This window comes from Kitasatospora humi, assembly GCF_020907985.1.
In the GTDB taxonomy this organism is placed as follows: Bacteria; Actinomycetota; Actinomycetes; order Streptomycetales; family Streptomycetaceae; genus Kitasatospora; species Kitasatospora humi.
Genome location: NZ_JAJJPA010000040.1, coordinates 31,549 through 49,629, shown reverse-complemented (window position 1 = coordinate 49,629; position 18,081 = coordinate 31,549). Strand labels below are relative to the sequence as shown.

General features: G+C 72.3%; 19 protein-coding genes. 14 read left to right on the top strand and 5 right to left on the bottom strand.

The window, feature by feature from the left end:
• Positions 1–61: 61 nt before the first annotated feature.
• Positions 62–1,291 (top strand): radical SAM family heme chaperone HemW, encoded by a 1,230-nt coding sequence (hemW, locus tag LN042_RS28180; RefSeq protein WP_230054214.1) that lies wholly within the window; start codon positions 62–64, stop codon positions 1,289–1,291.
• Between the two features lie 41 nt (positions 1,292–1,332).
• Positions 1,333–1,890 carry a Uma2 family endonuclease gene (locus LN042_RS28175; protein WP_230054213.1) on the top strand — a complete coding sequence of 186 codons (558 nt, stop codon included), beginning with the start codon at positions 1,333–1,335 and terminating at the stop codon, positions 1,888–1,890.
• Positions 1,891–1,897: 7 nt separating this feature from the next.
• Here LN042_RS28175 and LN042_RS28170 read toward each other — a convergent pair whose 3' ends face one another.
• The 3 genes from LN042_RS28170 to htpX form a co-directional block, all read right to left on the bottom strand.
• Positions 1,898–2,725 carry a DUF3097 domain-containing protein gene (locus LN042_RS28170; protein WP_230054212.1) on the bottom strand — a complete coding sequence of 276 codons (828 nt, stop codon included), beginning with the start codon at positions 2,723–2,725 and terminating at the stop codon, positions 1,898–1,900.
• 33 nt (positions 2,726–2,758) lie between these two features.
• A complete protein-coding gene (gene pspAB, locus LN042_RS28165; RefSeq protein ID WP_230054211.1) occupies positions 2,759–3,343 on the bottom strand; it encodes a PspA-associated protein PspAB in 585 nt (194 codons plus the stop codon).
• 69 nt (positions 3,344–3,412) lie between these two features.
• Positions 3,413–4,342, bottom strand: a complete 930-nt coding sequence (htpX, locus tag LN042_RS28160) for a zinc metalloprotease HtpX (protein ID WP_230054210.1) — start codon at positions 4,340–4,342, stop codon at positions 3,413–3,415.
• Positions 4,343–4,592: 250 nt separating this feature from the next.
• Here htpX and hrcA point away from each other — a divergent pair, with 250 nt between their 5' ends.
• From hrcA to era, 12 genes are all read left to right on the top strand, one after another.
• Entirely contained in the window at positions 4,593–5,795 is a 1,203-nt protein-coding gene (hrcA, locus tag LN042_RS28155) for a heat-inducible transcriptional repressor HrcA (RefSeq protein ID WP_230054209.1), read from the top strand.
• Between the two features lie 64 nt (positions 5,796–5,859).
• Positions 5,860–7,002: a molecular chaperone DnaJ gene (gene dnaJ, locus LN042_RS28150; protein ID WP_230054208.1), complete on the top strand. Its 1,143-nt coding sequence runs from the start codon at positions 5,860–5,862 to the stop codon at positions 7,000–7,002.
• Positions 7,003–7,097: 95 nt separating this feature from the next.
• On the top strand, positions 7,098–7,847 hold the full coding sequence (locus LN042_RS28145) for a 16S rRNA (uracil(1498)-N(3))-methyltransferase (protein WP_230054207.1): 750 nt from the start codon (positions 7,098–7,100) through the stop codon (positions 7,845–7,847).
• 151 nt (positions 7,848–7,998) lie between these two features.
• On the top strand, positions 7,999–11,262 hold the full coding sequence (locus tag LN042_RS28140; protein ID WP_230054206.1) for a S41 family peptidase: 3,264 nt from the start codon (positions 7,999–8,001) through the stop codon (positions 11,260–11,262).
• Positions 11,263–11,331: 69 nt separating this feature from the next.
• Positions 11,332–11,691 (top strand): histidine triad nucleotide-binding protein, encoded by a 360-nt coding sequence (locus tag LN042_RS28135; protein WP_230054205.1) that lies wholly within the window; start codon positions 11,332–11,334, stop codon positions 11,689–11,691.
• A gap of 4 nt (positions 11,692–11,695) precedes the next feature.
• Positions 11,696–12,613 (top strand): ribonuclease Z, encoded by a 918-nt coding sequence (locus LN042_RS28130; RefSeq protein WP_230054204.1) that lies wholly within the window; start codon positions 11,696–11,698, stop codon positions 12,611–12,613.
• Between the two features lie 193 nt (positions 12,614–12,806).
• The gene (locus LN042_RS28125; protein WP_230054203.1) at positions 12,807–13,904 is read left to right on the top strand and encodes a PhoH family protein; all 1,098 of its coding nucleotides are present in this window, start codon (positions 12,807–12,809) and stop codon (positions 13,902–13,904) included.
• Between the two features lie 13 nt (positions 13,905–13,917).
• A complete protein-coding gene (gene ybeY, locus LN042_RS28120) occupies positions 13,918–14,412 on the top strand; it encodes an rRNA maturation RNase YbeY (RefSeq protein WP_230054202.1) in 495 nt (164 codons plus the stop codon).
• Positions 14,413–14,418: 6 nt separating this feature from the next.
• Positions 14,419–15,741, top strand: a complete 1,323-nt coding sequence (locus tag LN042_RS28115; protein ID WP_230054201.1) for a hemolysin family protein — start codon at positions 14,419–14,421, stop codon at positions 15,739–15,741.
• A gap of 87 nt (positions 15,742–15,828) precedes the next feature.
• On the top strand, positions 15,829–16,182 hold the full coding sequence (locus tag LN042_RS28110; protein ID WP_230054200.1) for a cytidine deaminase-like protein: 354 nt from the start codon (positions 15,829–15,831) through the stop codon (positions 16,180–16,182).
• Between the two features lie 68 nt (positions 16,183–16,250).
• Entirely contained in the window at positions 16,251–16,400 is a 150-nt protein-coding gene (locus LN042_RS28105; protein ID WP_230054199.1) for a hypothetical protein, read from the top strand.
• 46 nt (positions 16,401–16,446) lie between these two features.
• Complete coding sequence (gene era / locus LN042_RS28100; RefSeq protein ID WP_372495834.1) at positions 16,447–17,397, top strand: GTPase Era; 951 nt, start codon at positions 16,447–16,449, stop codon at positions 17,395–17,397.
• A 19-nt stretch (positions 17,398–17,416) separates the two neighbouring features.
• On the opposite strand, the gene LN042_RS28095 is transcribed toward era, so the two are convergent.
• A complete protein-coding gene (locus tag LN042_RS28095) occupies positions 17,417–17,695 on the bottom strand; it encodes a protealysin inhibitor emfourin (protein WP_230054197.1) in 279 nt (92 codons plus the stop codon).
• A gap of 76 nt (positions 17,696–17,771) precedes the next feature.
• Positions 17,772–17,939 carry a hypothetical protein gene (locus LN042_RS28090; RefSeq protein WP_230054196.1) on the bottom strand — a complete coding sequence of 56 codons (168 nt, stop codon included), beginning with the start codon at positions 17,937–17,939 and terminating at the stop codon, positions 17,772–17,774.
• Positions 17,940–18,081: the final 142 nt, after the last annotated feature.

Genomic DNA, 18,081 nt, shown 5'->3' with positions numbered 1-18,081 from the left:
GCGCCGGCGCCGATCCGGTACGGCTGTCGGGGTTCCGACGGCCGTACCGGACAATGGAGGCATGCCCTCCGCACTTCCCGACGGCGAGCCCGTGCCGTCCGACGGTTCGCTGCCCGCCCACGCCCTGGCCGGCCTGGGCGAGCGGCCGTTCGGCTTCTACCTGCACGTGCCGTACTGCGCCAGCCGCTGCGGCTACTGCGACTTCAACACCTACACCGCCACCGAGCTGCACGCCGCCGGCGCGGTCGCCTCGCAGGAGACCTACGCGGCCAACCTGATCGGCGAGATCCGGCAGGCCCGTGCCGTGCTCGGGCCGGTCGAGCTGCCGGCGCGGACCGTCTTCCTCGGCGGCGGCACCCCCACCCTGCTGCCGGCCCGCGACCTGGTCGCCATGCTCGCCGCGATCCGCGAGGAGTTCGGCCTGGCCCCGGATGCCGAGGTGACCACCGAGGCCAACCCGGAGTCGGTCACCCCGGCCTACCTCGCCGAACTGCGCGAGGGCGGCTTCAACCGGATCTCCTTCGGCATGCAGAGCGCCCGCCCGCACGTGCTCAAGGTGCTCGACCGCCACCACACCCCGGGCCGTCCCGAGGCCTGCGTCGCCGAGGCCCGCGCAGCCGGCTTCGAACACGTCAACCTGGACCTGATCTACGGCACCCCGGGAGAGTCCGACGACGACTGGCGGGCCTCCCTGGACGCCGCCATCGGCGCCGGTCCGGACCACGTCTCGGCCTACTCGCTGATCGTCGAGGAGGGCACCCGGCTGGCCGGCCGGATCAAGCGCGGCGAACTGCCGACGGTGGACGACGATGTGCACGCCGATCGCTACCTGATCGCCGAGCAGGCGCTCAGCGCCGCCGGCTACTCCTGGTACGAGGTCTCCAACTGGGCCACCACCGAAGCCGCCCGCTGCCGCCACAACGAGCTCTACTGGACGGGGGCCGACTGGTGGGGCGCCGGGCCCGGCGCGCACAGCCACGTCGGCGGGGTGCGCTGGTGGAACGCCAAGCACCCGGCCGCCTACGCCCGGGCCATCGCCGAGGGCCGCACCCCGGGGCAGGGCCGCGAGGTCCTGGCCGCCGAGGACCGCCGCGTGGAGCGGATCCTGCTGGAACTGCGGCTGGTCGACGGCTGCCCGCTGGACCTGCTCACGGCGGCGGGACTGAAGGCCGCCGAACAGGCACTGGCGGACGGCCTGCTGGCCCCCGAGCCGTTCGCCGAGGGGCGTGCGGCGCTGACCCTGCGGGGGCGGCTGCTGGCGGACGCGGTGGTGCGTGACTTGGTGGACTGATTGTCGTTACGGTAACAGCAGCCGTCCGAGGGAGCGTTGTGATGACCGCCGTGGATGACCGCATGGTAGGGATCTTCGAGAACCTTGAGGTCCCCGAAGGGCTGAAGGCCGAACTCCTGCGGGGGGAAATCGTGATGACGGCGGGGCCTGACGTGGTCCACAACCTCATCGTCGCGGCGATCCAGCAGCAGGTGCCGTACCAGCGTTGGCGCGCGATCGGGACTCAGGACCTGTCCTTCCCCAATGATGGCAGTGAGCCGCAGCCGGACCTGGTGGTCTTCGAACGCGGGGCTGTCGAGGAGCACGGCCGCCTACTGCCCGCAGCATCGGTCACCCTGGTCGTCGAGGTGGTCTCCAAGACCAGTGTCGACCGGGACTACCGCGTCAAGCGCGAGCTGTACGCGGAAGGGACGATCGCCGCCTATCTGATCGTCGACCCGCTCAAGGGGAAGTGCCTCCTGCTCACCGAGCCGAGCACGGCCACGGCTGACGGAGTTCCGGACTATCTGGACGCACAATCCAGCAAGTTCGGCGACCCGGTTCCCGTTCCGGTCCTCGGTCTGACCCTGGACACCGACGAGTTCCAGACCTACGCCTGACCGGCGCTCACCCCGCGACCGTCACGAAGTCGATCAGCTCCTCCACGCGTCCCAGCAGCGCCGGCTCCAGGTCCTTGTAGGAGTTCACGGACGCCAGGATGCGCTTCCACGCAGCAGGCGTGTCCACCGGCCATCCCAGGCGGCGGCAGATGCCCTGCTTCCAGTCCTCCTCGTAGGGCACGTCCGGCCAGCCTGCGATGCCCACACTGGCGGGCTTGACGGCCTGCCAGATGTCGATGAAGGGGTGGCCCGCCACCAGCACCGCGTCCCCCGTCACCTGCTGCGCGATCCGGTGCTCCTTGGTGCCCGGGAGGAGGTGGTCGACCAGGACGCCGAGGCGGCGGGCATCACCCGGGGCGAAGTCGGCGACGATCGCGGGGAGGTCGTCGATGCCCTCCAGGTACTCGACCACCACGCCCTCGATCCGCAGGTCGTCGCCCCAGACCCGCTCGACCAGCTCCGCGTCGTGCCGCCCCTCCACGTAGATCCGCGACTCCCGCGCCACCCGGGCCCGGGCACCGGGCACCGCGATCGAACCCGAGGCGGTGCGGCCCGGGCCCTTGGGGGCGGCCGGGCCGGCGGGCCGCACCAGCGTCACCGGCCTGCCGTCCAGCAGGAAGCCGCGCGGCACCATGGGGAAGGCCCGACGCTTGCCGAAGCGGTCCTCCAGGGTGACGGTCAGCCCCTCAGCGGTCTTCTCGCAGCGCACCACCGCGCCGCAGAAGCCGGTGGCGGCCTCCTCCACCACCAGGTCCCGCTCGGCGGTCACCTCGGGCGCGGGCGTCCGGCGCTTCCAGGGCGGGGTCAGATCAGGTCCGTACTGCTTGCTGCGCATGTCGGAACTAAACCAGACGACCCGTCAGGCGCGTCACAGCCCGGGCGCACCCCAGACCGGGAACCAGCGGCTGAGGTCCTGCTCCACCCGCAGGTCGTTGGCCAGCATCCCCTTCATCTGCAGCTCCAGCGGGCTGTTGCGGCGCTCCCCGCCGCCCGGCATCGGCGCGAACGGATAGAACGTGCCCCGCTTGTAGAGGTAGACCAGGCCCAGCGACTGGCCCTCGTCGTTCTTGAAGGCCACGATCGAGCAGAGCAGCTGCGGCCCGAAACCGTTGGCCTCCAGCTCGCTGTTGACCGCGTGCAGGTCGTTGACCAGCTCGGGCAGCTCCTCCGGGAGGTGCCGGGCGAGCAGCCAGGAGTACCCGTACTCGTCCCGGCTGGCCTCCACCGGCACACCGCCCTCGGGCGTGTCGGCGTCCAGCAGCGCCCGCACCTGCCGCTCCACCTCGTGGAAGGCGCCGCCCTCCACGGCGGCGAAGCAGACCGAACCCAGTCCGGTCGGGGTGAACCCGGCGGCGGCCTCCAGGGTGAGCGCCGCGGACGGGATGCCGAAGAGCTGGTCGAGGTCCGGCTTGACCGGCTTGCTGCGGCCCAGCAGGGCGTCCAGGAATCCCACGGGCGGTGTCCTCTCGGGTGTCGAAGACTTCTCTGAAGAACGGGGTGACGTGTCCGGGAACAGGACGGCTCAGCGGCCCAGCTCGCCGGAGATCTTCTCCAGCTGCGCCAGCCGCTGCTCCAGACTCGGGTGGGTGGCCATCAGCTGGCTCGCCACCTCCCTGGCGCTCAGCGCGGGGGCGAAGAAGAAGGCGTTGTACGGCTGCGCCCTGCGCAGGTCGTTGGTCGGGATCGCGCCGATCTGCCCGGTCACCTTGGTGAGGGCCGAGGCCAGCGCGCTGGGCCGGCCGGTGAGCTGGGCGGCGGCCCGGTCGGCGGCCAGCTCCCGGTAGCGGGAGAGCAGCCGGGTGAGCAGGAAGCTGATCGCGTAGACCACCATGCTGACCAGCGAGATCAGCACGATCGCGATGGCGGCGTTGTCATTGTTGTTGTTGTTGTTCCGGTTGCCGCCGCCCCACATCCCGGTGTACAGCGCGATCCGGGTGATCGCACCGGCCAGCACGCCGAGGAACCCCGCGATGGTCATCACCGCGACGTCCCGGTGGGCGACGTGCGACAGCTCGTGCGCCAGCACACCCTCCAACTCCTCCGGCTCCAGCCGGCGCAGCAGGCCGGTGGTGACGCAGACCACCGCCTTCTGCGGGTTGCGGCCGGTGGCGAAGGCGTTGGGCATGTCGTTGTCGGCCACCGCGACCCGGGGCTTGGGCATGTCGGCCAGCGCGCAGAGCCGGTCAATGGTGCCGTGGAGCTGCGGGTACTGCTCGGGGGTGACCTCCCGGGCGCCCATCGCCGCCTGGGTGATCTTGTCGCTGAACCAGAACTGCGCCACGAACAGGCCGCCGGCGAGCAGCACGATCAGCGGCCAGGCGCCCTTCAGCAGCACGATCAGCACACCGGTGAAGCCGACGTACAGCAAACCGATGAGGAACATCGTGGTGACCATCCGACCGGTCAGACCGCGATCGGGAGCAAAGCGGGTGTGGGGGCCGGACGCCGACATTTCTGCTCCTAGGGGTCCATCCGTCATGACTGATACCGATGCTGCCACTTCGTCCGGCCGTGGGCACCCACGTGGCGGGACTTCCACACGTGATCCGTACGGCATCCCGCGACAGGGCGTTCCTGCCGTCCGACCCGGGCCTTACACTGGCAGGTACGGTTCTGGCACTCTTCGATGCAGAGTGCCAGCCGATCTACGGAGAGTGCAGGGCCTGGCATCAGGACAACGTGCGAAGAGGGAGGTGCGTGCCATGTTCGACGAACCCGTATCCGATCCGCACGCAACCGGCGGCGAGCCGGTCATTGACAGCCCGTCGTCGCCTCCCTCGGCCCCCTCGTCCGGGTCCGCCCGGGCGGCCAGGACGCCGGGTCGGCGTCCGGGCCGCACTCCGGCGACCCGTGCCGCCGCGCCCGTCGACCCCGTCGCCGCCGTGCTGCCGCTGGACGACCGCAAGCTGGCCGTCCTGCGCGCCATCGTGCAGGACTACGTCGGCACCGAGGAGCCGGTCGGCTCCAAGGCACTGGTCGAGCGCCACAACCTGGGCGTCTCCCCGGCGACCGTGCGCAACGACATGGCAACGCTGGAGGAGGACGGCTACATCCAGCAGCCGCACACCAGTGCCGGCCGGATCCCGACCGACAAGGGCTACCGGCTGTTCGTCGACCGGCTGGCCGAGATCAAGCCGATGAGCGCGCCCGAGCGCCGGGCGATCCGCCACTTCCTGGACGGCGCGGTCGACCTGGACGACGTGGTGGCCCGCACCGTGCGGCTGCTGGCCCAGCTGACCCGGCAGGTCGCCGTGGTGCAGTACCCGTCGCTGAGCCGGTCGTCGGTCCGCCATGTCGAGCTGGTGATGCTGGCCCCCACCAAGGTGCTGCTGGTCCTGATCACCAACACCGGCCGGGTCGAACAGCGTATGGTGGACTGCCCCGCGCCGATCGGCGAGAGCACGCTGGCCGAGCTGCGGGCCCGGTTGAACGCCAGGGCGGGCGGGCGCCGGTTCCCGGAGGTGCCGGCCCTGGTCGAGGACCTGCCGCTGTCCTTCGAGCCGGCCGAGCGCCCGATCGTCTCGACCGTGCTCTCCACCTTCTTCGAATCCCTGGTCGAACAGAGCGAGGAGCGGATCATGCTGGCCGGCACCGCCAACCTCACCCGGTTCGGCCACGACTTCCCGCTCACCATCCAGCCGGTGCTGGAGGCGTTGGAGGAGCAGGTGGTCCTGCTCCGCCTGCTCGGCGAGACCAATGACGGCGGTATGACCGTCCGAATCGGACGGGAGAACGACTACGAGGGCCTGAATTCCACGTCGGTCGTCTCGGTCGGTTACGGTTCGGGCGATGAGAGCGTGGCCAAACTCGGAGTCATCGGGCCGACCCGGATGGACTACCCCAGCACCATGGGGGCGGTCCGGGCAGTGGCCCGGTACGTGGGGCAGATCCTCGCCGAGTCGTAGCGACAACCCATAGCAGCCCAACCCATAGCAACACTGTCTAGAGGCGGAACAAGCGGAGTCATTGGTGGCCACGGACTACTACGCGGTACTCGGCGTCCGACGCGACGCGGGGCAGGACGAGATCAAGAAGGCGTTCCGGCGCCTGGCACGTGAACTGCACCCGGACGTCAACCCGGACCCGAAGACGCAGGAGCGGTTCAAGGAGATCAACGCCGCCTACGAGGTGCTCTCCGACCCGCAGAAGCGGCAGGTCTACGACCTCGGTGGCGACCCGCTGTCGCCCAACGGCGGCGGTGGCGCGGGCGGCTTCGGCGCCGGCGCGGCGGGCTTCGGCTTCTCCGACATCATGGACGCCTTCTTCGGCGCGGCGGCCGGCCAGCGCGGGCCCCGCTCGCGCACCCGGCGCGGCCAGGACGCGATGATCCGCCTGGAGATCACCCTGGAGGAGGCCGCCTTCGGCACCACCAAGGAACTCCAGGTCGACACCGCCGTCACCTGCACCACCTGCAACGGTGAGGGCGCCGCCCCCGGCACCACCGCGCAGACCTGTGACATGTGCCGCGGCAAGGGCGAGGTCTCCCAGGTCACCCGGTCCTTCCTGGGGCAGGTCATGACCTCCCGCCCGTGCCCGCAGTGCCAGGGCTTCGGCACGGTGGTGCCGACCCCGTGCCCCGAGTGCGCCGGCGACGGCCGGGTCCGGGCCCGCCGCACCCTCACCGTCAAGATCCCCGCCGGTGTCGACAACGGCACCCGGATCCAGCTGGCCGGCGAGGGCGAGGTCGGCCCGGGCGGCGGTCCGGCCGGTGACCTCTACGTGGAGATCGCCGAGACCAGCCACGCGGTCTTCCAGCGCCGCGGCGACGACCTGCACTGCACCGTCACCATTCCGATGACCGCCGCGGCGCTCGGCACCCAGGTGCCGCTGCAGACCCTGGACGGCCCGGAGGAGGTCGACATCCGGCCCGGCACCCAGTCCGGCCAGTCGATCCCGCTGCACGGCCGCGGTGTCACCCACCTGCGCGGCGGCGGCCGGGGCGACCTGATAGTGCATGTCGAGGTGCAGACGCCCACCAAGCTCGACGCCGAGCAGGAGGAGCTGCTGCGCCGGCTCGCCGCGCTGCGCGGCGAGGAGCGGCCGTCCGGCCAGTTCGCGCCCGGACAGCAGGGGCTGTTCTCCCGCCTGAAGGACGCCTTCAACGGCCGCTGAGCCGTCGTAACGCCATACGCGTAACCCCGTACACGCACCGCCGCAGCCCCGGGTCCGACGGCCCGGGGCTGCGCCCGCCCCAGAAGGCTCCGCTGATGACCGCACCCGTCTTCGTCGTCGACACCGCCCGACTGACCGCCGCCGCGCCCGGCGCCGTGGTCCGGCTGGACGGTGCCGAGGGGCGGCACGCCGTCGCCGTGAAGCGGCTGGCGGTGGGCGAGGAGGTCACCCTGACCGACGGCCTGGGCCTGGGCGCCTGCGGCACCGTCACCGCGGTGCACGGCAAGGACGCGCTGGACGTCACAGTGGCCGAGCTGCGCGCCGAGCCGGAGCCGAGCCCCCGCATCACCGTGGTGCAGGCCCTCCCCAAGGGCGACCGCGGTGAGCTCGCGGTGGAGACCATGACCGAGGTCGGCGTGGACGCGGTGATCCCGTGGTCGGCGTCCCGTTGCATCACCCAGTGGAAGGGCGAACGCGGCGCCAAGGCGCTGGCGAAGTGGCGGGCCACCGCCCGGGAGGCCGGCAAGCAGTCCCGGCGGCTGCGCTTCCCCGAGGTGCGCGAGGCCATGACGACCCGTCAACTGGTGCCGCTGCTGAACCGGGCGGCGTTCGCGGCGGTGTTGCACGAGGAGGGCGCCGAGCCGCTGGCCACCGCCGAGCTGCCGGCCGACGGGGAGATCGTGCTGGTGGTCGGCCCGGAGGGCGGGGTGAGCCCCGAGGAGCTCGCCGCCTTCGCCGAGGCCGGCGCCAAGCCCTACCGGCTGGGGGCCTCGGTGCTGCGCACCTCCACCGCCGGGGTGGCCGCCGGGGCGCTGCTGCTCGGGCGCACCGGCCGCTGGGCCTGAGACGTCGGCCGGCGCCGCCGGCGCGGCCGGCGCCGCCGGCGCCGCTGGGGTGCGTGGCAGCGCTGGAGCCGCTGGGGCGCACGGAAGCGCTGGAGCCGCCGGAACGCTGGAACGCTGGAACCGGGCCCCGCGGCGTGCATAACCTGACGGGGTGACGGACACCCAGACCATCTCCACTGGCGGTGCCTACCTGCGCCACCCCCACGTCCACGGCGACCTGGTGACCTTCGTCGCCGAGGACGACGTCTGGCTCGCGCCGCTCGCCGGCGGCCGCGCGTGGCGGCTCACCGCCGACCGCTCACCGGCCTCCCACCCGCGCTTCTCGCCCGACGGCCGCACCATCGCCTGGACCGCCACCCGGGACGGCTCCGCCGAGATCTACGCGGCCCCGGTGGACGGCGGCGAGGCCCGCCGCCTGACCCACTGGGGCACCACCAGCCGCACCCTGCTGCGCGGCTGGACCAAGGACGGCGAACCGGTCGCGATCACCAGCGCGGGCCAGCCGACCAGCCGACAGGCCTGGGCCTTCGCGGTGCCGCTGGACGGCGGCAGCCCGCGCAGGCTGCCCTACGGCCCGATCGGCAACCTGGCCTTCGCGCCGGACTCGGACGCCGTGCTCCTGCTCTCCGCCTACTCGCTGGAGCCGGCCCGGTGGAAGCGCTACCGGGGCGGCACCGCGGGCAAGTTGTGGATCGGCAGCACCGGTGGCGAGTTCCACCGGATCCACCAGGAGCTGAACGGCAACATCGAGTCCCCGCTCTGGGTCGCCCACGGGGACGAGGGGGGTCGCATCGCCTTCCTCAGCGACCACGAGGGGTGCGGCCACCTCTACTCCAGCCGCCCCGACGGCACCGACCTGCGCCGCCACACCCCGGACGGCGACTTCTACGCCCGGGGCGCCGCCACCGACGGCACCCGGGTGGTCTGGCACAGTGCCGGCGACCTCTGGCTGCTGGACAGCCTGGACGCGGACGCCCGCCCGCGCCGGCTGGAGGTCACCCCGGCCGGCCCGCGCACCGGCCGCCGCCCCTATCCGCTGTCCGCCGCCGGCCGGGTGGAGACCGCCACCCCGGACGCCACTGCCCGGGCCGCCGCCGTCGTGGTGCGCGGCACCGTGCACTGGCTCACCCATCGGGAGGGGCCGGCCCGGGTGCTGTCCGAGACGCCCGGCGTGCGGGCCCGGCTGGCCCGAGTGGTGCCGCCCACCGAGGAGGACGGCCCGCAGGGCGCGCTCTGGGTGACCGACGCCGAGGGCGACGACGCCCTGGAGTACGCCCCGGACGTCCTCGGGGCGGAGCGCCGCATGCTGGCCGCCGGCCGACTCGGCCGGGTGCTCTCCCTCGTGGTGGCCCCGAACGGCAGGCAGGCGGCGGTGGCCGCGCACGACGGCCGGGTGCTGCTGGTCGGCCTGGCCGACGGCACGGTGCGCGAGCTGGCGCGCAGCCGGGACGGCGAGGTGAGCGGGCTGGCCTTCGCCCCGGAGTCGGACTGGCTGGCCTGGTCGCAGCCGGCCCTGGGCCCCTGGTCGCTGCGCCAGATCATGCTGGCCGAGCTCGCCACCGGCACGGTCGCCGAGGCCACCCCGCAGCGCTTCGTCGACACCTCGCCGGCGTTCACCGCGGACGGCAGGCACCTGGCCTTCCTGTCGCTGCGCAACTTCGACCCGGTCTATGACGCGCACAGCTTCGACCTCGGCTTCCCGACCGGCGCCCGCCCCTACCTGCTGACCCTGGCGGCCGACACCCCGTCGCCGTTCGGGCCGCAGCGGCTGGGCCGGCCGGCCGACGGCGAGGAGGGCAAGTCCGCCGACAAGGGGGAGAAGGCCGACGGCGACTCGACCGGGGAGGCCGGGGCGGAGCCCGCCGGCACGGTGGTCGACCTGGAGGGGCTGGCCGACCGGATCGTCGCGTTCCCGGTCGAGGGCGGCCGGTTCGGCACGCTGCGGGCCGCCAAGGACGGGCTGCTGTGGACCAGGTACCCGGTGGTCGGCGAGCTCGGCGACGACGCCGCCACCCCCGAGGACGAGCGTCCGGGCCCGGTGCTGGAGCGCTTCGACCTGCGCAAGCTGCGGGCCGAGCGGCTGGTGGACAGCCTGGACGCCTTCCAGGTGAGCGGCGACGGCAGCCGGCTGGCGGTGCTGGACGGCGGCGAGCTGCGGATCGTCCCCGCCGACCGCACGGCCGGCGAGGACGACGAGACCCGGGTCGACCTGGCCCGGCTCCGGATCACCGTGGACCCGGCGGCGGAGTGGCGGCAGATGTTCGACGAGAACGGCCGCCTGATGCGCGACAACTACTGGCGGGCCGACCTGGGCGGCTTCGACTGGGCGGGCGCGCTGGCCCGGTACCGCCCGCTGGTGGAGCGGCTCGGCTCGCACGACGACCTGGTCGACCTGCTCTGGGAGGTGGTCGGCGAGCTGGGCACCTCGCACGCCTACGTCTCCCCGCCGGGCCGCAGCGGCCACGCCTCGCGTCCGCAGGGGCTGCTCGGCGCCGACCTGGAGCGCGACGGCGACGTCTGGCGGATCGCCCGGATACTGCCGGGGGAGTCCTCCGACCCGCGGGCCCGCTCCCCGCTGGCCCAGCCCGGAGTGGCGGTCCGCCCGGGCGACGCGCTGCTCGCCGTGGACGGCCGCCCGGTCGACCCGGTGACCGGGCCGGCCCCGCTGCTGGCCGGAACCGCCGACCGGCCGGTCGAGATGACGGTGCGGAAGGAGGACGGCACGGTGCGTCATCCGGTGGCGGTGCCGATCGCCAGTGACGAGGCGCTGCGCTACCACGACTGGGTGGCCGGGCGGCGGGCCGCCGTCCGCGAACTGTCCGCCGGTCGGCTCGGGTACCTGCACGTGCCGGACATGATGAGCGCCGGCTGGGCCCAGCTCCACCGCGACCTGCGGGTGGAGGTGGCCAGGGAGGGCCTGCTGGTGGACCTGCGCGGCAACAGCGGCGGCCACACCTCGCAGCTGATCATCGAGAAGCTCAGCCGGCGGATCGTCGGCTGGGGGGTGGCCCGCGACGTGGCCACCGCCGAGAGCTATCCGAACGACGCCCCGCGCGGCCCGGTGGTGGCGCTGGCCGACGAGCACGCCGGATCCGACGGCGACATCGTCAACGCGGCGATCCAGGCGCTCGGCATCGGTCCGGTGGTCGGCACCCGTACCTGGGGCGGCGTGATCGGCATCGACAGCAAGTACAGCCTGGTCGACGGCACCGGCATCACCCAGCCCAAGTACGCGCCGTGGATGGAGGGGTACGGCTGGGGCTTGGAGAACCGCGGGGTGACCCCGGACGTCGAGGTGGAGATCGCCCCGCACCAGTGGGCGGCCGGCGAGGACCCGCAACTGGTCGAGGCGGTGCGGATCGCGCTCGCCGGGCTGGCCGAGCAGCCGGCCAGGACCCCGCCGCCGCTGCCCTGAGCCGCAAGTGCTTCCGGTAGGTTGGCGGAACGTCAGCAATCCGCCGCCGACCTACCGGGAGCCCTTCCCATGGCCGACCAGCTCGACCCCGACTGCATCTTCTGCAAGATCGTCGCCGGCGCCATCCCGGCGACCGTGGTCCGCGAGACCGAGCGCACCCTCGCCTTCCGGGACATCAACCCGCAGGCGCCCACCCATGTGCTGGTGGTTCCCAAGGACCACTACCCGAACGCCGCCACGCTGGCCGCCGCCGACCCGGAGCTCGCCGCCGCCGTGCTGACCGAGGCCGCCGGGGTGGCCGCCGACGAGAAGATCGCCGACCACGGCTACCGGCTGATCTTCAACACCGGCGCGGGCGCCGGCCAGACCGTGTTCCACGCCCACGTGCACGTGCTCGGCGGCCTGGCCTTCCACGAGGGCATGGTCTGATTCCGTGAGCAACCGCGAACTCGTCGTCCTCGGCACGGCCAGCCAGGTGCCCACCAGGCACCGCAACCACAACGGCTACCTGCTGCGCTGGGACGGCGAGGGCCTGCTGTTCGACCCGGGGGAGGGCACCCAGCGGCAGATGCTGCACGCCGGGGTCTCGGCCACCGACCTGACCCGGATCTTCGTCACGCACTTCCACGGCGACCACAGCCTGGGCCTGGCCGGAGTGATCCAGCGGATCAACCTGGACAAGGTGCCGCACCCGGTGCGCGCCTACTACCCGGCGAGCGGCCAGGTCTACTTCGACCGGCTGCGGCAGGCCACGGCCTACCACGAGACCGCCCAGCTGCACACGTCCCCGATCACGTCGTCCGGCCCCGTCCCCACGTCCGGAGCCCCGTTCACCATGAACGCGGTGGCGCTGTCCCACCCGGTGGACTCGTACGGCTACCAGCTGATCGAGCCGGACGGGCGGCGCATGCTCCCCGGGAAGCTCGCCGAGTTCGGCCTGAGCGGCCCGGTCGTCGGGAAGCTGCAGCGGCACGCCGCCGTCGAGGTGGACGGCCGCACCATCACCCTCGACCAGGTCAGCGAGGTCTACCGGGGCCAGCGGTTCGCCTTCGTGATGGACACCCGGATGTGCGAGGGGGTCGAGCGGCTCGCCGACGGCGCCGACCTGCTGGTGATCGAGGCGACCTTCCTCAGCGCCGACGCCCACCTCGCCGAGGAGCACGGCCACCTCACCGCCGCCCAGGCGGCCCGGGTGGCGGCCGCGGCCGGGGTCCGCACCCTGGTGCTCACCCACTTCTCGCAGCGCTACCCCGACCCGGCCGGCCACCTGGCCGAGGCCGGGGAGCACTTCGACGGCGAACTGGTGGTCGCCGAGGACCTCGCCAGGGTGCCGGTGCCGCGCCGCCGGTGACGCCGGGCGAGCAGCGCGCCGCGCGGGCACCCGAAAACGACTGGCACCATCCCCGGCCGTGCCGCACCATCGATCGGGCCGTGCCACAACGAACACCTGCGCGGCGTACCCTGGTGACCCCGGAAGACCGAGCGGCACCCCGAGACCACGGATGGGATGAGACAGGCCCCAGGGCCAACCCATGAGCGAACCGATGAGTGACACCGCACAGACCAGCGCCCAGGGCGGCGACGGCTCCAGCGCCCGGATCGTGATCCCCGAGAAGCACCCGATGGTCACCCTGCTCGGTGCCACCGACTCCCTCCTGCGGGTGATCGAGCGCTCCTTCCCGGACACCGACATCCATGTCCGCGGCAATGAGGTCACGGCCACCGGCAGCCGGACCGACATCGCCCTGGTGAAGCAGCTGTTCAACGAGATGATGCTGGTGCTGCGCACCGGGCAGCCGCTGACCGAGGACTCGGTGGAGCGGTCCATCGCGATGCTCAAGAGCGGCGCGGAGGACCCGGACGGCGCGGTCAGCCCGTCCGCCGTCTTCACCCAGAGCATCCTCTCCAACCGGGGCCGGACCATCCGTCCGAAGACCCTGAACCAGAAGTCCTACGTCGACGCGATCGACAGGCACACCATCACCTTCGGGATCGGCCCGGCCGGCACCGGCAAGACCTACCTGGCGATGGCCAAGGCCGTGCAGGCGCTGCAGGCCAAGGAGGTCAACCGGATCATCCTGACCCGCCCGGCGGTGGAGGCCGGCGAGCGGCTCGGGTTCCTGCCCGGCACCCTGTACGAGAAGATCGACCCGTACCTGCGCCCGCTCTACGACGCGCTGCACGACATGATGGACCCGGACTCGATCCCCCGGCTGATGGCCGCCGGGACCATCGAGGTGGCCCCGCTCGCCTACATGCGCGGTCGCACCCTGAACGACGCCTTCATCATCCTGGACGAGGCGCAGAACACCTCGCCCGAGCAGATCAAGATGTTCCTGACCCGCCTGGGCTTCAACTCCAAGGTCGTGGTCACCGGTGACACCACCCAGATCGACCTGCCGAGCGGCACCCGCAGCGGCCTCAAGGTGGTCCAGGAGATCCTCGCGGACATCCCGGACATCCACTTCTCGATCCTGACCAGCACCGACGTGGTCCGCCACAAGCTGGTCGGCCGGATCGTGGACGCCTACGAGCGCTGGGACGCCGCGAACTCCGACGAGGCCGCCCCCGCGCCCCGCAAGGCGGCCCCGCGCGGTCCCCGCGGCCGCACCCCCCGACAGCCCCATCGCACCGAAAGCTGAGCCACCCCCCGTCATGTCCATCGACATCGCCAACGAGTCCGGTTGGGAGGCCGACGAAGAGGCCATCCTCGACGTCGCCCGCTTCGCCCTCGACAAGATGCGGATCCACCCGCTGTCCGAACTGTCCGTGATCCTGGTGGACGCCGAGGCGATGGAGCAGCTGCACATCCAGTGGATGGACCTGCCCGGTCCGACCGACGTGATGTCGTTCCCGATGGACGAGCTGCGCCCGGGCAAGGAGGGCGAGGAGTTGCCGCAGGGCCTGCTCGGCGACATCGTGCTCTGCCCGGAGGTGGCCAAGGCCCAGGGCCTGGCTGCGCCCTCCGAGCACTCGATGGACGAGGAGCTGCAGCTGCTCACCGTCCACGGCGTGCTGCACGTGCTCGGTTACGACCACGAGGAGCCGGAGGAGGAGCAGGTGATGTTCGGCCTCCAGAAGCGGATCCTCGACGACTGGCGGGCCGGTCGCGGGCTGTCGGGGATCTCCCCGGCCCCCACCACCCATTGACCCGCGATGAGTGGCGATAGTACGAGTTTCCTGGTCGGTGCGTTCCTGCTGGTCATGCTCGGCTGGCTGGCCGCCTGCGCGGAGGCCGGGATCTCCCGGGTCTCCCGGTTCCGTGCCGAGGAGGCGGTGCGCAGCGGCCGGCGCGGCGCGCAGCGGGTGCTCACCCTGGCCTCGGACCAGGTCAGGTACCTGAACCTGGCCACCTTGATCCGGGTGGCCAGCGAGGTGGCGGCGGCCGTGCTGGTCACCGTGGTCTGCGTGCGCAGCTTCCGGGAGACCTGGCAGGGCGTGCTGGTGGCCTTCGGGGTGATGGTGCTGGTCTCCTTCGTGGCGGTCGGCGTCTCCCCGCGCACCATCGGCCGGCAGCACCCGCTGACCACCGCCACCGCCTCCTCCTACGTGCTGCTGCCGCTGGCCCGGATCCTCGGGCCCATCCCGCGGCTGCTGATCCTGCTGGGCAACGCGCTCACCCCGGGCAAGGGCTACCGCGAGGGCCCGTTCGCCTCCGAGGCGGAGCTGCGGGCGCTGGTGGACCTGGCCGAGCAGGACGACCTGATCGAGGACGACGAGCGCCGGATGGTGCACTCGGTGTTCGAGCTGGGCGACACCATCGTGCGCGAGGTGATGGTGCCGCGCACCGACCTGGTGATGATCGAACGGCACAAGACGGTGCGCCAGGCGCTCACCCTGGCCCTGCGTTCCGGCTTCTCCCGGATACCGGTGGTCGGGGAGAACGAGGACGACGTGGTCGGCATGGTCTACCTCAAGGACCTGGTCCGGCTCACCCACGTCGACCGGGACGCCGAGGCGGAGCAGGTGGACACCGTGATGCGCCCGGCGGTGTTCGTCCCGGACAGCAAGCCGGCCGGCGACCTGCTGCGGGAGATGCAGCAGATGCGCTCGCACGTGGCGATCGTGATCGACGAGTACGGCGGCACCGCCGGGCTGGTCACCATCGAGGACATCCTGGAGGAGATCGTCGGGGAGATCACCGACGAGTACGACCGGGAGATCGCGCCGGTGGAGGCACTCGGGGACGGCACCTTCCGGATCACTGCCCGGCTGACGGTCGAGGACCTGGGCGAGCTGTTCGAGATCGAGCTGGCGGACGAGGACGTCGAGACGGTCGGCGGCCTGCTGGCCAAGCACCTGGGCCGGGTGCCGATCCCGGGCTCGTGCTGCGAGATCCCGGTGCCGGAGGAGAATCCGGGCCACCTCGCGGCCATCGCACTGACCGCCGAGAGCTCGGCCGGCCGCCGCAACCGGATCGGCACCGTGGTGGCCGCCCCGGTCCGCCGCGAGGTCGAGGAGGCGGATCCGGAGGACTGAGGGGCCGGCGATCGAGGCTGCTCGGCAGGGCGGCCCTGACGGCCTCGTCGTGCCCCGGGAGAGTGCGGCGCAGGAGCGGCGCCGCCTATGCTCGGCCCCATGACTGAGCTTGATCCGGAAGACCAGAAGATCATCACGCTGGCCCGTTCGATCCGGGCCCGCAACGGGGTCGCGGAGGGCGCGGCGGTGCGCGACGAGACCGGGCGCACCTATGTGGCGGGCGCGGTGGTGCTGCCGTCGCTGTCGCTGACGGCGGTGCAGACGGCCGTGGCGATGGCCAAGGCGAGTGGTGCCGGCGGGCTGGAGGCGGCGGCCGTGGTGACGGAGGCGGGCGAGCCCAACCCGGTCGACCTGGCGGTGGTGCGGGAGCTGGGCGGCAGCGGGACCCCGCTGCTGATGGCCGGGCCGGACGGGGTGCTCCGCTCCCGGGTCGAGGCCTGAGACCGCGTTCGAAGACGGTGTGGGGGAGCCCCCATGGCCGGTGATGTCATCGGATAATCTCACCAGCCATGGGGGCTCTCTCGTTCTTCGCCGCGGTGCTGGCCTTCGTGATGGCCATGGGCCGCTGGCACGAAACCCACCACTCGGTGGTCTGGGCCTGCGTGGCCGGCGGCCTGGCGCTGCTCACCGTGATCGGCGTGGCGCTGCGCGGCAAGTGACCCGGCGGGGTCGCGGCGGTCGGGCGGCCGCGACCGATCAGGGAGAATGGTCCCCATGAGCGACTCCTCCTTGACCCCGGCGACCCCCTACCGATCAGGCTTCGCCTGCTTCGTCGGCCGCCCCAACGCCGGCAAGTCGACCCTGACCAACGCCCTGGTCGGGACCAAGGTCGCGATCACCTCCGACCGCCCGCAGACCACCCGGCACACCGTGCGCGGCATCGTGCACCGCCCCGACGCCCAGCTGGTGCTGGTCGACACGCCGGGTCTGCACAAGCCCCGCACCCTGCTCGGCGAGCGGCTCAACGACCTGGTCCGCACCACCTGGGCAGAGGTCGACGTGATCGGCTTCTGCCTCCCCGCCGACCAGAAGATCGGCCCCGGCGACCGCTTCATCGCCAAGGAACTGGCCGAGATCAAGAAGACCCCCAAGGTCGCCATCGTCACCAAGACCGACCTGGTGGACTCCAAGCGGCTGGCCGAGCAGCTGCTCGCCATCCAGGCGATGGGTGCCGAGCTGGGCATCGAGTGGGCCGAGATCATCCCGGTCTCCGCGGTCGGTGACAAGCAGGTGGAGCTGGTCGCGGACCTGATCACCAAGCTGCTCCCCGAGGGCCAGCCGCTCTACCCGGACGGTGACCTGACCGACGAGCCCGAGCAGATCATGGTGGCGGAGCTGATCCGCGAGGCCGCGCTCGAAGGCGTCCGGGACGAGCTGCCGCACTCGCTGGCCGTGGTGGTCGAGGAGATGCTGCCGCGCGAGGACCGCCCCGCCGACCGCCCGCTGCTGGACATCCACGCCAACGTCTACATCGAGCGGCAGAGCCAGAAGGCCATCGTGATCGGGGCCAAGGGTGCCCGGCTGAAGCACGTCGGCACCACCGCCCGCAAGCACATCGAGGCCCTGCTCGGCACCCCGGTCTACCTCGACCTGCACGTCAAGGTCGCCAAGGACTGGCAGCGGGATCCCAAGCAGCTGCGCAAGCTGGGCTTCTGAGCGCGTTCCCGGGTTGCCGTCAGCCGGCGAACTCGACGCCCTGGTGCAGCACCAGCGAGATCAGCTCGCGCTGGGAGGCGGTCAGGGTCGGATCGGCGCAGTACACCGTGCGGTTGTCCACCGTGATCACGTAGTGGTAGCCGTCCGGCACGCCGAAGCCGCGCAGCCGTGAGGTGCCGACCACCGCCTCACGGGCCAGCGCGTGCACATGGGGGGCGTCGATCCGGGCCGCCGTGTCCAGCTCGGCCCGGGTGGTGCGTCCGGCGAACCCGCCGCTCCTGGTGACCGCAATGCGCATGGTTGCCAGTCTGCTACGGGCAGCGGCGGCTTGCTGGGATTCTCCTGGGCGGACGCCAGGACTTTGCCGAGTGCGTTCACCGGGGCAGGCCGATGCCCTTCCAGGCGCCGGCGACGGCCTCCACCACCGGGCCGTCGCCGAACCGGGCGCGGCGGCGCGGCGGCCGTCGCCGGGCGAACCGGGCGAGGCCGGCGTCGGGACGGTGGTGCAGGGCTGCGCCATGGCGCACGGCGTCACGGATCACCGACCCACTGTCACGCACCCGGCCGTCTCAAGGAGTGGAAATGTCGCGGTTCCGGCTTCGGCCCCGCGCAGCGCTGGGTTAGTCTGGCGCCATCATGCGCAACGGGCTGCTTCTTCTTAGCTGCCGCGGCGAGGGCCTGTAG